The organism is Mycoplasma sp. 1018B, from assembly GCF_024582675.1.
Classification (GTDB): domain Bacteria; phylum Bacillota_I; class Bacilli_A; order Mycoplasmatales; family Metamycoplasmataceae; genus Mycoplasmopsis.
The window spans coordinates 646,982-661,926 of record NZ_CP102084.1 but is presented as its reverse complement, the minus strand read 5'-3'; the positions used below and the strand labels follow the sequence as shown (position 1 = coordinate 661,926).

Below are 14,945 nucleotides of genomic sequence, written 5' to 3'. Positions count from 1 at the left end.
AAACTGTAATTTTCTTACAGTTTTTTTAATACTTTTTATTTCAAGTAAATCAATAATTTTTTTTAATAGTAAAACTTGAATGATAAGTTTTATAATATGCTTCATTTACAATAGTTCCTAATAATAAACAATAACTTAAAAAAGAAACAAATAATCCAATATACATAAATGTACTAATAATTCCATATTTTGAATAATTAATTCAAGAAGATAAATAACCAAAAATAATTATAAATATTGCAATAGGAATTGATGCTGTTAAAGCACCAGGAAAAATCATGTTTAAAGGATTTTTAAAATTAGGTGTTAATTTATATAATAATGTGATACCACAATATAAAATTAAAAATAAATATATAGTAAAACTACAGTAAAAAACAGTATCAAATTGAGTAGTATTTTCCTTTAAATTAAATAATTTAAAAAATCAAATATATAAACAAATACTAATAAATAAATATAAACTAATACCTATAACAATAATAAAACCTTTAAAGCGATTAGTGATTAAATTGCCTAATTGTTCATGTTTATAAATATAATTTTGACTATAAACTCATTTGGCAAATCCTCCCGATGCAATTCATAAAGATGTTAACACTAATAAAATAATTGAAATGGTTTGTAAAGTGGTATTTTTAAAACTATTACTTAAATTAATTACATCATTGATTCCAGGGATAATTCTACTGAGAATAATATTAATAAAATAACTATCATAATTAGGAATTAAAGATAACAGTACTATCAAGATAGTAATAATAGGCACAAAAGAAATGAGAAAATAAAAAGCTAACGACAAAGGAATAAAAACTAAATCTTCGCTAACATATTTTTTATAAGCTCTATCAATTAATTCTTTTGTTTTATTTTTGTTTTTTCAACTATTTTTAGGAGTTGTTATTTTTAAAATTATAATTAAGAAAAAACGAATAATTTTACCTAAAATACTAAAATTATTTTCTTTATTTAAGCTAATATTCTTGTAAAAACTTTTTTGTTTTAAATTATTTTTATAGTCCTTTTTAAATTTTTTGTCTTTATTATTTTTACTTTTGTTAAACATATTAAAATCTATCTATTTCGTCAATTCTAGATTGATGTCTTCCGCCTTCATATTGAGTGTCTAAATATGCATCTAGCATTTTTTTAGCTTCTTCAAATTCAGTAATACGTCCACCCATTACTAATACATTTGCATCATTATGTAATTTAGACAATTTAGCATCTTCAACACTGGTAATTCTAGCTGCTCTAATATGTTCGTGTCTATTTAAAGCATATGAAATACCTAATCCTGTGCCACAAAAACCAAGTCCAAATACGACTTCTTTATGTTCGTTGAGATAATTGGCTAGTTGGTGTCCTTGAGCAGCATAAGAAATTGATTGCGAAGCATCGGCGGGACCTAAATCAACAGTTTCATAACCTTTTTCATTTAAATAATTAGCTAATTGATTTTTTAGTTCCGCACCAGCATGATCACTTGCAAGAGCCACAACTTTTTTATTCATAAATTCTCCTTTTATCAAACTTTACACTAAAAAGTTTATTTTTTTTCTTTTTCTAACAAAATTTTACATTTATTTTAATAATAGAGATGATGAAAAATGTAAAACAATTTGATAGAAAAGATTGCGGTTTATATATTATTAAATATTTTGTTAAACATTTTTACAAAAGAGAAGTTGATTTAGATCTTTTAAAATTAGAAGCTTCTTATGGTAATGATGGTATAAATATTTATTCATTAAAAACATTAGCGAAAAATTATAGTTTAAATATCGATGCATATAATTGTGAATTAGATTCTTTAAATGATTTAAGTAAAAAAGAATTTCCAATAGTGCTTTTAATAAATAAGAATGGCATGAATCATTTTGTAATTTTAATTAAAATTAAAAAAAATAATTTTTTTATTTATGATCCCGAAGATATATCAATACATGTTTATAATTATTTAGAATTGAATGAAGTTTTTCAAAAAACAATTTTGTGTTTTTATTCTCAATTTTGAAATTCTGATAAAAATACTAACATTTCTAATCAAATTAGTTCTTTGATTAACAATAAAAAATATTCGTTTGCATTGCTATTGTTAGCTATGATTAATTTATTTTGTATTATAGGGGTGAGTTTTTATACCAAAATTATTTTTGACATAATTTTACCTAATAATTCAAAAATTAATTTATTAGCTATTTTTATATTATTTTTATTTTTAAATCTTTTCAGACATACAACTTCAATAATAAAAAATTTAATAGTAAATAAATTAAGTATAGAAATTTCTTATAATCTTACATCGTCTCTAGTTAATAAATTAGAAAATTTAAAATTAAATAATTTTTATAAATTAGAAATTTTAGATTACTTAAGACGTTTTAATTACATAGAAGTTATTGCAAATTTTAAATCTTTATTTTTATTTAATTTTATTTTCGATTCAATGTCTATAATTATTTCTTCTTTAGTACTAATGTACATTAATTTTTTTGTATTCTCAATTGTTATAAGTATTTTATTGTTTTTATATTTTTTAAATTATTTGTATCAACAAAAAATACAAAAATTAACAACAAATTTAATTAAACAAAAATTTATTGATTACCAGTGTCAAAAAAATTTTTTAGAAAATTGTTCTAATTTTAATAAGCAAGATTTATCTCATTTTTTAAAAACAAAAATGTTTATAAATAAAATAAAACTTTGAAAAAATGAAAATCAAATAAATAATATATCTAATTCAAAAAATTTTTTAAATGAGTGAATTTTAAGCAACTTAAGTCTAATTGTGATTTTTATTTCTAGTTGATTTCTTTTGAATAATAAAGGATCTTTAGGAAATATAGTTATGTTTTTAAGTCTTATTAATTTTTTAATTAATCCTTTTAATTCCTTAAATAACTTATTTGTATCAAAGAATTTATATAATGAAGCTTTTGTTGCTTTGAATTTTGTTTTAAATCTAGAAATTAAAGATTCATTAGGTTTTATTTCAATTCCCAATATACAGAAAATAAATATAAAAAAATTAGTTTATGCTTATGAAGATGGAAAAAATATAATTGATATTGAAAATTTTGTAATCGATAGTCATTTGCAAATTCGGGGTAAAAATGGAAGTGGAAAAACTACATTTTTAAATATTATTAAAAATAATCTAGAAAATTGGAATGGTTACATGGAAATTAATAATATTAATTATTTAGAAATTGATAAAAATGAATTTAATTCTAATTTTATTTTTATAAATAACAATAATATTATTCCTCAAATAAAATTAAGTGAATATTTATCATCAGGCAACAGGAATAAATTTGAAGAATTAAATAATATTTTAAATTTTGGTGAATTACCAAAATTAATAAATAAAATGAAAATAAATCTAAATATGATGTTAAAAGAAAATGCAAGTAATCTTTCTGCAGGTCAACGACAATTTATAAGTTTATTAAAATTATTTACTAAAAAATATAAATTAATAATTTTAGATGAAGCGTTTGAAAATTTAGATAATGATATTAAAAAAGATTTAAAAATAATGATAAAAGATTATCAGTGTGATGCTTTATTTATCGAAGTAAGTCATACAAATAATTTTATTTTTACAAATAAGGAGATAAATTTTGGAGAGATTAACAAGATTAAATAAATATTTAATATTTTTTCTAGTTTTAATTTTTATTTTATCTATTGCAATAATTATTTTTATTTGTTTTTATAAAATTGAAAAAACAAAAATGATAAAACTTCAAATTAATGATTTTAAAAATCAAAAATTATTAGGCTCGCAAGAGTTAATTAATGAAGTTAATGTAAATGATTTTATTAGATTAAAATTACAATCACAAATTTACAATGTAAAAATAAAAAATATACAGTTGATTAATAATTATGTTGAAATAACATTTTATGATTTTCCTAATAATTGAAAAATTTTAAATAATTTAGAAATAGATGGATGAATAATTTTAGATAAAATATCTATATTCAAGGCATTATTTAATTTTTAACACTTGATAATATATAATAATATTATGGTTGAATTAAATATAGAAACAAATGATAGTCAATTTGAATTTTATGAAGAATTCAAATTGATTTTGAACAATTTGAAAAATTATTTTAAATTAAATCAAATTGTTTCAGTTGATGTAACAATTGTTGATAACCATGAAATACAAAAATTAAATAAAAAATATAGAGGCAAAGATTATCCTACAGATATTTTATCTTTTAGTTTTTCAGAAAATCAAATTTATAAGAATCTTCCAGTATTGCCCTTAGGTGAACTAATTATAAGCGATGAAAAGGTAAAAGAACAAGCTGTGAATTTCAATCATTCAATTAAAAGGGAATATTGTTATTTATTTACCCATGGATTAGTTCATCTAATGGGGTATGATCATGAAGAAGAAAATGAAAGAATTATTATGAATAAAATAGTGGAAGATATTTTTTCGCCTTTAGGAATAACGAGGGAACATGAATAAAATAACAAAATTGCAAGAATTGTTAACAAAAGCATATTGTCCATGATCAAAATTTCAAGTTGCAGCAATTGCTGTTGATAATGAAGGCAAAGAATTTTATGGAGTTAATGTAGAAAACGCTGCATTTCCTTCTGGATTATGTGCAGAAAGATCTGCTTTATTTGGTTCGGTAGCATATGGTGGAATTGTTGGGAACTTTAAAGAATTACATATTATGGCTTCTGTAGATAAACCTACTTCGCCATGTGCAGGATGTAGACAGGTAATTACAGAATTTATGCCAGATGATGCGCTTGTAACTTTATATAGTAGAAGCGGAAATCAAAAAGTTGTATTTTCTGTTAAAGAATTAGTTCCTATGCCAATAAGAGCAGAACAAATTAAATAATGAAAATCGGATTATTTACAATTATAGGAAGACCAAACGTTGGTAAATCTTCTTTATTAAATTCAATTTTAAATTATGATTTGTCAATTGTCTCTAATACTGTTCAAACAACAAGAGATACAATAACAGGAATTTATAATGAAAATGAAACACAATTAGTATTTCTTGATACTCCAGGTATACATAAACCTTTGAACTTATTAGGCGAGCAATTAAATAAAGCAGCTTTTTCTTCGATGGAAGATATAGATTGTGTTTTGTTTTTATCGCCAATAAACGAGCCTATTGGTAAAGGCGATTTAATAATATTAGAAAAAATCTTAAAATTTGAAAATAAAATAGCAGTTATAACTAAATTAGATCTTGCTAAGCATCCTAATGAAATAGAAAAAAAATTAAAAGAATTAGAAAAATTTAATTTTAAATATATTACTTCTTTATCTCAACGTAATTTATCTTCTATAAAAAGTTTAATAGATTTATTAAAAACTTTTACTTATGAAGGACAACCATACTATGAAGACGATTATATAACAGATAAATCTATGAGATTTATAGCAAAGGAAGTAATAAGAGAATCAGCAATTAATTTTTTACATGATGAATTACCGCACTCTATAGCAACTGAAGTTTTAGAATTTAATGAACATGATGAATTAATTGAAATTAACGCACTTATATATGTAAAAAAAGATTCACAAAAAGGTATGCTTATTGGTAAAAACGGAACAATGATTAAACAAATTGGAATATTATCAAGAAAAAAAATGCAAAATCTTTTTAACAAAAAAGTAACTCTTAATTTAAAGGTGAAAGTTGCTAAAAATTGAGTTGATAATAATAAAATATTAAAAAAATTAGATTATATGTAATAAAGGTATTTATGAATTTAAAAAGGTTAAATAAAATATTCGATAATGAAAAAATAGATGCGTTAGTTTCATCTTCTCCACAAACTAGATTATGATATTCTAAAGTTCAAACATCTGATGGATACATTATTATAGAAAAAGACAAAGCGTATTTATTTGTTGATTCACGATATATAGAATATGCAAAAAAATATGCAAAAAATGTTGAAGTAGTTTTACTTAAAAATTCATTAACATTAAAAGATTTTTTTGAGAATAAAAAATATAAAAAAATCGCTCTTGAAAAAGATTATTTAGTTTATCAAGAATATGAATATTTAAAAAATATAATTAACCCAAATGAAATTGTTTTTATTTATGGACAAGATTTAAGAATTATTAAATCAAAAGAAGAAATTGAAATAATGCAAAAAACCATCGACATTTCATTAAAATCATATGAAGAATTATTAAAATGAGTTAAACCAGGAATGACAGAAAAAGAAGTAGCTGCTAGACTTAATTATTTAATGAAATTAAATGGAGCTGATAAAGAAAGTTTTGATGAGATTGTGGCAACATCAAAAAATTCCGCTGAACCTCATCATCACCCTACTGATGATATTTTAATAGAAGGAGAATTATTAAAAATTGATTTTGGTGCGTTATATAAAGGATATAGTGCAGATATTACAAGAACTATTATATTAGGTGGAGATAAAAAAGTTAACAATCCTGAATTACTAAAAATTAAAAAAATAGTTGAAAAAGCAGCAAAATTAGGAAGAGATGCCGTGAAACCTGGTATTTATGCAAGTGAAATAGATAAAATTTGCAGAGATTATATTATCGAACAAGGCTATGGAAAATATTTTGTGCATTCAACTGGACATGGTTTAGGTATAGATGTTCATGAAAAACCAGGAGTATCTAAATTTTCAGATGTAATATTAGAGCCTGGTATGATAATAACTGTAGAACCCGGTATTTATATTGAAGGTTTAGGTGGTGCAAGGAATGAAGATGATGTATTAGTTACAGAAACTGGTAGATATGTGTTTTCTCAATCTAATGAAAAATCTTAAAAATAAGTATATTTGTTTGAATAAATAAATTCTATATAATAAATTTGAATATGAAATTATTGAAAAATATAACTCCTATTGAAGAAGATTTTGCAAAATGATATACTGATGTTGTTAAACAGGGCAATTTAATTGATTATGGTCCTGTTAAGGGCACAATTATTTACAAACCTAATTCATTTGGTATTTGAGAATTAATACAAAAAAACTTAAACAAAATTTTTAAAGAAAAAAATGTTCAAAACGTTTATTTACCGTTATTTATAACTGAAAAATTATTCAATACTGAAAAGGAACATGTAAAAGGCTTTAATCCAGAATTGGCAACAGTTACTTATGTAGGTGATAAAAAATTAGAAGAAAAAATATTTATAAGACCTACTTCAGAAGTACTTTTTGCTAATTTATTTAAAAATTCTATTGAATCTCATAAGGATTTACCAATCATATATAATCAATGAGTCAATGTAGTTAGATGAGAAAAAACTACTAACCCTTTTCTAAGAGGAAGAGAATTTTTATGACAAGAAGGACATACTTGTCATTCTAAACCTATGGAGGCAAGGCAGTTTACAAAAATGATGATATCTATTTACGCTAAGTTTTTAAAAAATTACTTAGCTATTCCAACAATAATAGGAAAAAAAACAGCCTATGAAAAATTTGCCGGTGCTTGTTCTACATACACTGTGGAAGCCATGATGAAAGATGGTAAAGCCTTACAAGCTGGTACAAGTCATTACTTAGCTCAAAATTTTTCTAAACAATTTAATATATCTTTTAAAAATGAAAATAATGAGAGAGATTATGTGTATCAAACTTCATGAGGAGTGTCAACAAGATTATTAGGAGCAATAATAATGACTCATGGAGATAATAGAGGTATTATAGTACCTCCTAAAGTAGCTCCAATACAAATATCAATTATTGAATTATTTTCAAATAAAAATCCTGAAATTCATAAGGTTGCTTTAAATATTAAAAAAGAACTAAGTAAACAATACCGTGTTTTTTTAGATGATACAGATAAAAATCCTGGATTTAAAGCTTCTAATTCTGAAATACAAGGAATACCAATTAGAATCGAAATAGGACCCAAAGATATTGAAAATAAATCGGTAACTGTTGTAAGAAGAGATACACTGGAAAAACAAAATATATCTATAGATAAATTAAAACATGAAATAAAAATAATTTTAGAATCCATTCATAATAATTTATATGAAAATGCCAAAAAAAGATTAAATGAAAATACAGTTATATTAACTAATTATCAGGATTTTAAAATAGCAATTAATAATAAAAAATTCGTAATTGCTCCGTTTTGTTGTTCTGGAAAAATAGAAGAAAAAATTAAAGAAGAAACAGGTGCTACCACCAGATGTATTCCTAAAAAAATTAATAAACCATTTAAAAAAGTTAAATGTATTTATCCAGAATGTAAAATATTAACAAATAGATATGTAGTATTTGCTAAATCTTACTAAATTAAGAGGTGAATTATGCTGATTTATAAAAGAGTTGAAAAAATTTGTAAATTAGAATTAATGAGAGCAAAAGTAAAATATTATGATCAAAAAACTACAAGAAAAAAAGAATTAGAACATTTTTTCACATATAATACAAAACGAGCTTTGAATTGTATATCAGAAACTGATAGATTTATAATACTTAATCAGTATTTATCATTAAATGTAGATCCTTATTGATATAAAAAATATTTTTCCAGAACTACATATTATAAACTTAGAGCAAAAGCAGTAAAAGAATTTAATGATTATTTATAAAAAACTATTCATAATGAATAGTTTTTTATATAAGTACATTTTATTTTTTAAGTAGTTATTTTATCTTTAATTGAAATATTATAAAAAGTTTTGGTAAACTTAAAATTATGAATTCAATAAATAATATTAAAGAGTTATCTCAAACTTTAAATATTTCTTTTCCTTCTTCTTTTAATAATGCATTAATAACTTCAGTAAATTTAGATGAAGAATCTAATAAAATATATATTGATATAGCGTTAAATCAATTAACAAACTATGAAGAAATCCAATCTTTAAAACAACAAATTATTAAGAAGTATGAGAATAATGTATTTTTAAATTTTAGTTTCTCAGATGAGCAATATCAAAAAGAATATATTTATAATTTTTTGCAAAGCACAATTAAGAAAAGTAAATATGCAATGTTTACTAACATTAATGATTTCATACATTTTAACAATGATAATTTATATCTAATAACAATAAAAACTAATAATATTGATAATGAAAATCAAAAAAACAAAATTAAAGAATTGTTAAATAAACTTATAAGATGAGGTTATGATAAATTAACATATGAATTTAAATATATAAATTTAGACAATTCATGTAAAGACACAACAAATTTTTTGTATAGTGAAAAAGAAATTCTTAAATATAAAGAAGCAAAAAATATTAAAAAAAATGAAAATGATTTTTCTTTTTTTACTAATAATAAAGTTAAAATTGATACATTACAATATAAAAATAATACTAGGTATAAAAATATGAAATTATCTGAAATTAAACAATTGGATAATAATGATCATTTTATAGAATCTGAAGCTTTAATATTTCAACAAGATTATAAATTTTTACCCAATTCAGAAAATAATAAACATTTATATATTTTTTGAGTTACTGATTTTAATGATGGATTACAGTTGCAATTATTTACTAAAGAATCTTTAAGTCAAGAAGAAAAAAATATTTTAAAAGATAATAATTGAATTAATTTTAAAGGTAAGTTAATTTCTAAATTTCAAAACGATAAATATTCTCAAATATTATATTTATCAGATTTTAAAATAGCAGAAAATGCTAAATTAAATAATATAGATGATTATGCTGGTAAAAAAAGAATTGAATTACATGTAAGTAGTAAAATGAATACTATGGATGGATTATTAAATCCAGAAGAAATTTTAGAGATTGCAAAAAATAACAATATGGTTGCAGTAGGGTTAATGGATGCAAATGGTTGCCAAGCCTATCCTAAATTTTTCGAACAAGCTAAAAAAATAGGTATTAAACCTATTTATGGTACAGCATTAAGTTTTTTAACTAATGATTTTAATATTGTCAATGGTGACAAGAATGATAATAGAAATTTGAGAGATTTAAATTATGTATCCTTTGATATAGAAACGACCTCTTTAATGCCACGATATGGCAATATAATTGAATTTGGTTCTATGGATATAGAAAATTTAAGATTAAAAAATAGTCAACAATTTTTTATTAAAACTAATAAATTACTAAGTGATTTTACAACTAAATTAACAGGCATAACTAATGAGGATTTACTAAATGGCTTACCAGTAATTCAAGCATTAGAAAAAATTTATGATATTTTAAATAATAAAATTGTTGTAGCTCATAATGCTAAATTTGATTTTAATTTTTTAAAACAAAAATTTTTAGAATACAACAAACCTTTTCCAAAATTTACTATTATTGATACATTGAAAGTTTCAAGAATATTATTTGAAGATACCAGAAAACACTCATTAAAAGCTTTAGCTAATCATGTAGGTATAGATTACAATGACGAAGAAGCGCATAGAGGTGATTATGATGCTAAAGTTTTAGCTGAAGTTTGAACAAATTTAATTACGCTTTTAGAAAAGAAAAATATTATTACTCTTCAAGATTTAGCTAATTATAAAAATGATTCGTTGATTCAAAGAGAATTTACTTATGAAATTAGCACAATAGCAAAAAATAATTTTGGATTAAAAGAACAATTTGAATTATTAAGCAAAACATTAACTAATGAATATTCAAGTTCACCTAGAATATTTTTAGAAGAAATTAAGAAAACAAAAAATTTATTATTAGGTTCTTCTACTTTAAAAAGTAGATTAATTGAAGATTATTTTTTTAGCAGTGATGAAGTTTTTGAACAAACTTTAGATATATATGATTATATAGAAATTCCCGCTCCACAAGTTTTTGATCATTGAATTGCTTATGATTATTTAACTAAAGAAGAACTTTACAAAGGGTTAAAAGATATTATTTTCAAAGCTAAAAAAAGAAATAAAATTGTAATAGCAACTGCAGATGTCAAATATTATACATTGCACGATAAACAGGCATATGAAATAATTGTTTATTCCAAAGGTATAAATAACGTCAGACATTATTTATATGATTATGCTAAAGCAAAAGAAAATAAATTAATTATTCCCACGCAAAATTTTTTAACCACTAAAGAAATGTTAGATCAATTTAGTTTTCTTGATGATAAAAATTTAATAAATGAAATAGTTATTGAAAATACTCATTTAATTTCAGAAATGTGTGAAGATATTGAAGTAATTAAAAAGGATTTGTTTAAACCAAATTTCGATAATTCAGAATTAAAACTACAAGAATTAGTTTATAAGAATGCATATGAAAAATATGGCAATCCTTTACCAACACATATTTTAGAACGAATACAAGCAGAATTAACACCAATTACTACTCATGGATTTTCAGTCATTTATTGAATAAGTCATGTATTAATAAAAAATTCTTTAGACAGAGGTTATATAGTTGGTAGTAGAGGATCCGTAGGTTCTTCATTAACTGCTTATTTAGCTAATGTTAGTGAAGTTAATCCACTGCCACCTCATTATTTATGTAAAAAATGTAAATATTTTGAATTAAATTCAAATCTTGAAATAACGTCAGGTTTTGATTTAGATGCAAAAAATTGTCCTAATTGCAATGTCTTATTAGATACAGATGGACAAAATATTCCTTTTGAAACTTTTTTAGGTTTTGATGCGGACAAAGTACCTGATATAGATTTAAATTTTTCAGGAGAAATACAACCTTTAATTCATAACGAGATTAGAAAATTATTTGGCGAAAGTAATACTTTTAAAGCTGGGACAGTGCAAACGGTTGCGGATAAAACTGCTTATGGTTATGTTAAAAATTATTTAGAAGAAACTAAACAAGAATTTAGTGAAGTTTTAATTAATTATTTAGCAAATAAAATAAAAGATTTAAAACGTAATACTTCACAACATCCTGGCGGTATTATTATTGTTCCCAAAGAATACAGCGTATATGATTTTACTCCAATTAATTATCCAGCTAATGATGTTGGAGCAGAATGAAAAACAACTCATTTTGATTATAAAGCTATTCATGATAATTTATTAAAATTGGATATATTAGGACATGATAATCCTACAATGATTAAATTTTTAGAAAAAACAACTAACATAAAAACATCACAAATACCTAAAAAAGATTCGAAAATAATTTCATTATTTAGTTCTCCTGAAGCTATGGGAATTAAATCAGAAAATATTAACGGAGAAAAAACTGGAGCACTAGGTATACCAGAATTTGGTACATCTTTTGTTAGAAGAATGTTAGCTTCTTCTAAGCCTAAAACTTTTGCTGATTTAATTTCGCTTTCTGGTTTATCTCATGGCGAAAGTGTATGAACTAATAATGCGGAAGATTTAGTTGTAAAAAACGGCTTTAAATTAAGTGAGGTTATATCTTGTCGTGATGATATTTTAGTTAATTTAATGAAAATTGGAGTGGATCGTACTAATGCTTTTAAAATAATGGAAAAAGTGAGAAAAGGTAAAGGTTTGTCATTAGAAGAAGAAGAATTTTTAAAAAAACATAATGTTCCTATTTGACAAATAGATAGTATGAAAAAAATAAAATACATGTTTCCTAAAGCACATGCAGCTGCTTATGTTTTAATGGCATGATGAATAGCTTTTTATAAATTGAATTATCCTTTAGAATTTTATGCTTCATATTTAAGTATTAGACCTGATAATTATGAACTTGAAAGTATGATAGACGATAAATATGGTAATAAAGTACTTTTAAAATTAAAAGATTTGAAAAAACAAGAATCACAAAAAATTATCAGCAGCACACAAAAACAATTAATACCTGTTTTCGAAATAATACAAGAAATGTATGCAAGAGGGTTTAATATTGTTAATATTTCATTAGAAAAATCATTAGCAAATGATTGAATAATTGATAATAAAAACAAATGTTTAATACCACCTTTTATTGCTGTTACTCAATTAGGTCAAGCTGCGGCTGAATCCATTGTACAAGCTCGTAGAGAAAGTAATTTTATTTCTATAGAGGATTTTAAGAAAAGAACTAAAATTAATTCAACTCTTTTAAAAAGATTAAAAGATCTTGGTGTTTTTAAAAATTTAGATGAAACTAATCAAATGACATTGTTTTAATTTTTTTGTGTATAATATTAAATGATTTTTCTATAAAAATTATATACAGAAAAAGAAGGAGGTTATAATGGCTAACATTAAATCTAAAGTAAGAAGCATTAGAAAAATGGAAGAATTTAGATTGCGTAACAATGCGATGAAAACTCGTGTACGTAAGGCAATTAGAGCTGCTCGCGAAGCTATTTTAGCAAAAGATGAAAATGCAAGTGAATTAGTAGCAAAAGCTCATTCATTAATTGCTAAAGCTGTACAAAAAGGTACTTTCCACCCAAATAAAGGTGCTAGAAAATCTTCTCGTTTAGATAATTTTGTTAATGCTCAAAAAGCTAAAGAACAAAACTAATAACCTCAAAATTTTATTTAATAATAAAAAGCGCTTTTAAAAGGCGCTTTTTATTATTATCATTCTAATAATTCTTGATTATCTTGGTAAATTAAAATTTTATCATTTAGTTCAAGTTTAAAGGTATTAAATAATTCCTTTACATTGTTAATATTATTTTTAACTTTACTAAATAATTCTTCACTATTTAAAATAGGTCATACACCATAAACTACTCCATATTTAGTAGTTAATTCATTTTTATCTAAAACAGGAATAATAATTGTATTTGGTCTATATTTTGTTAATTCTTTAATTATTTCTGGATATTGAGTAACTAATACAAGATATTTATAATTATTATTTTTAATTTTAAGTGCTAAATCGTGTGCGAGTTTTTGTGTAAATTCGCAATTGCAATTACTTTTAGAAGCTTTATTAAATTCTTTTTCATAATTATCAATTTGATAAAATTCTTCTTCAGCTCTTTTGTTTATTGTAGACATTGTTTTTACAGCCAATTCTGGGTATTTGCCTGAAGCGCTTTCTCCAGAAAGCATTGTTGAATCGGCTCCTAATTCAGTTGCGTGATATACATCTGTTACTTCAGCTCTAGTTGGGTGAGGATTATTTTCCATTGAATCCAACATTTGTGTAGCTACAATAACATATTTACCAGCCTTACGACATTTTTCAATTATCATCTTTTGAACTACTGGTACTTCATAATAAGGTATTTCTAAACCTAAATCGCCTCTAGCTACCATGATACCATCAACTTCTTCAATTATTTCATCTATATTATTTACACCTAATTGACTTTCAATTTTAGCAATAATACCAATATTTTTTCCATTATTTTCATTAAGAAGAGTTCTTAATTCTTTTACGTTTTGTGCAGAATTTACAAAAGAAGCAGCTACATAATCTATTTTTTCTTTAATACCGAATAAAATATCATTTTTATCTTTTTCACTAAGAAATGGTAAAGAGAAATCCACGCCTGGTAAATTAATTCTTTTGTTTGTTTTTAAATAATGATTGTTAAAAGTTTTTACTTCTACTAAACCAGATTCAACATTAATTACATGTGAAGTTAATTTTCCGTCATCAAAAAGAACAATATCACCTACTTTTAAATCTTGAGACATATCGTAAGAAACAGTAATTTCATTATGAGTACCTTCTAATTTTGAATAAGCTTCAGAAGTGGTGTGAACTTTTAAAATTGTATTAGCTTGAATTTGTTGTCCACCATCTTTCATTTTGCCAATTCTAATTTCTGGTCCTTTAGTATCCAACATTAATGATATAGGAATGTTTAATTCTTTTGAGATTTGTTTAGCAATATCAAATTTAGCTTTTTGTTCTTCATGTGTTCCATGACTAAAATTACCTCTTACACATGTTGCACCAGCTAAAATTAATGATTTCATTACTTCATAATTTTCAGATGCTGGCCCAATTGTAATTACTAATTTACTTTTTTTATTAATCGTAAACATTTTTCCTCACTTTATTATTTTTGTAATTCATTTATATAT

General features: G+C 23.3%; 13 protein-coding genes. 10 read left to right on the top strand and 3 right to left on the bottom strand.

Features of this window, described 5'->3' with window-relative positions; all coding sequences use genetic code 4:
* Positions 1-25: 25 nt before the first annotated feature.
* Both NPA14_RS02795 and NPA14_RS02790 read right to left on the bottom strand, forming a co-directional pair.
* Entirely contained in the window at positions 26-1,066 is a 1,041-nt protein-coding gene (locus NPA14_RS02795; RefSeq protein ID WP_257075895.1) for a YihY/virulence factor BrkB family protein, read from the bottom strand.
* A 1-nt stretch (position 1,067) separates the two neighbouring features.
* Positions 1,068-1,514, bottom strand: a complete 447-nt coding sequence (locus NPA14_RS02790; RefSeq protein ID WP_257075894.1) for an RpiB/LacA/LacB family sugar-phosphate isomerase — start codon at positions 1,512-1,514, stop codon at positions 1,068-1,070.
* A gap of 89 nt (positions 1,515-1,603) precedes the next feature.
* Between NPA14_RS02790 and NPA14_RS02785 the strand changes: the two genes are divergently transcribed.
* From NPA14_RS02785 to rpsT, 10 genes are all read left to right on the top strand, one after another.
* Positions 1,604-3,655, top strand: coding sequence for an Mbov_0121 family peptidase domain-containing ABC transporter (locus tag NPA14_RS02785; protein ID WP_257075893.1), 2,052 nt, complete (start codon positions 1,604-1,606; stop codon positions 3,653-3,655).
* Complete coding sequence (locus NPA14_RS02780) at positions 3,630-4,016, top strand: MAG1140 family protein (RefSeq protein WP_257075892.1); 387 nt, start codon at positions 3,630-3,632, stop codon at positions 4,014-4,016. Before NPA14_RS02785 ends, NPA14_RS02780 begins: the two co-directional genes overlap by 26 nt.
* Positions 4,017-4,040: 24 nt before the next feature.
* Positions 4,041-4,496, top strand: coding sequence for an rRNA maturation RNase YbeY (ybeY, locus tag NPA14_RS02775; protein WP_257075891.1), 456 nt, complete (start codon positions 4,041-4,043; stop codon positions 4,494-4,496).
* Complete coding sequence (gene cdd / locus NPA14_RS02770; RefSeq protein ID WP_257075890.1) at positions 4,489-4,884, top strand: cytidine deaminase; 396 nt, start codon at positions 4,489-4,491, stop codon at positions 4,882-4,884. Before ybeY ends, cdd begins: the two co-directional genes overlap by 8 nt.
* Positions 4,884-5,756: a GTPase Era gene (gene era / locus NPA14_RS02765; RefSeq protein ID WP_257075889.1), complete on the top strand. Its 873-nt coding sequence runs from the start codon at positions 4,884-4,886 to the stop codon at positions 5,754-5,756. The genes cdd and era overlap by 1 nt, the downstream gene beginning before the upstream one ends.
* An 11-nt stretch (positions 5,757-5,767) precedes the next feature.
* On the top strand, positions 5,768-6,820 hold the full coding sequence (locus NPA14_RS02760) for an aminopeptidase P family protein (protein WP_257075888.1): 1,053 nt from the start codon (positions 5,768-5,770) through the stop codon (positions 6,818-6,820).
* A gap of 50 nt (positions 6,821-6,870) precedes the next feature.
* Positions 6,871-8,307 (top strand): proline--tRNA ligase, encoded by a 1,437-nt coding sequence (gene proS / locus NPA14_RS02755; RefSeq protein ID WP_257075886.1) that lies wholly within the window; start codon positions 6,871-6,873, stop codon positions 8,305-8,307.
* A 15-nt stretch (positions 8,308-8,322) separates the two neighbouring features.
* Positions 8,323-8,607: an MG284/MPN403 family protein gene (locus NPA14_RS02750; RefSeq protein ID WP_257075884.1), complete on the top strand. Its 285-nt coding sequence runs from the start codon at positions 8,323-8,325 to the stop codon at positions 8,605-8,607.
* Positions 8,608-8,714: 107 nt separating this feature from the next.
* Positions 8,715-13,079, top strand: coding sequence for a PolC-type DNA polymerase III (locus NPA14_RS02745; protein ID WP_257075882.1), 4,365 nt, complete (start codon positions 8,715-8,717; stop codon positions 13,077-13,079).
* A 67-nt stretch (positions 13,080-13,146) separates the two neighbouring features.
* On the top strand, positions 13,147-13,422 hold the full coding sequence (gene rpsT, locus NPA14_RS02740) for a 30S ribosomal protein S20 (RefSeq protein ID WP_257075880.1): 276 nt from the start codon (positions 13,147-13,149) through the stop codon (positions 13,420-13,422).
* A gap of 56 nt (positions 13,423-13,478) precedes the next feature.
* Here the strand turns inward: rpsT and pyk are convergent, their stop codons facing one another.
* The gene (gene pyk, locus NPA14_RS02735) at positions 13,479-14,906 is read right to left on the bottom strand and encodes a pyruvate kinase (protein ID WP_257075878.1); all 1,428 of its coding nucleotides are present in this window, start codon (positions 14,904-14,906) and stop codon (positions 13,479-13,481) included.
* Between the last annotated feature and the right edge of the window lie 39 nt (positions 14,907-14,945).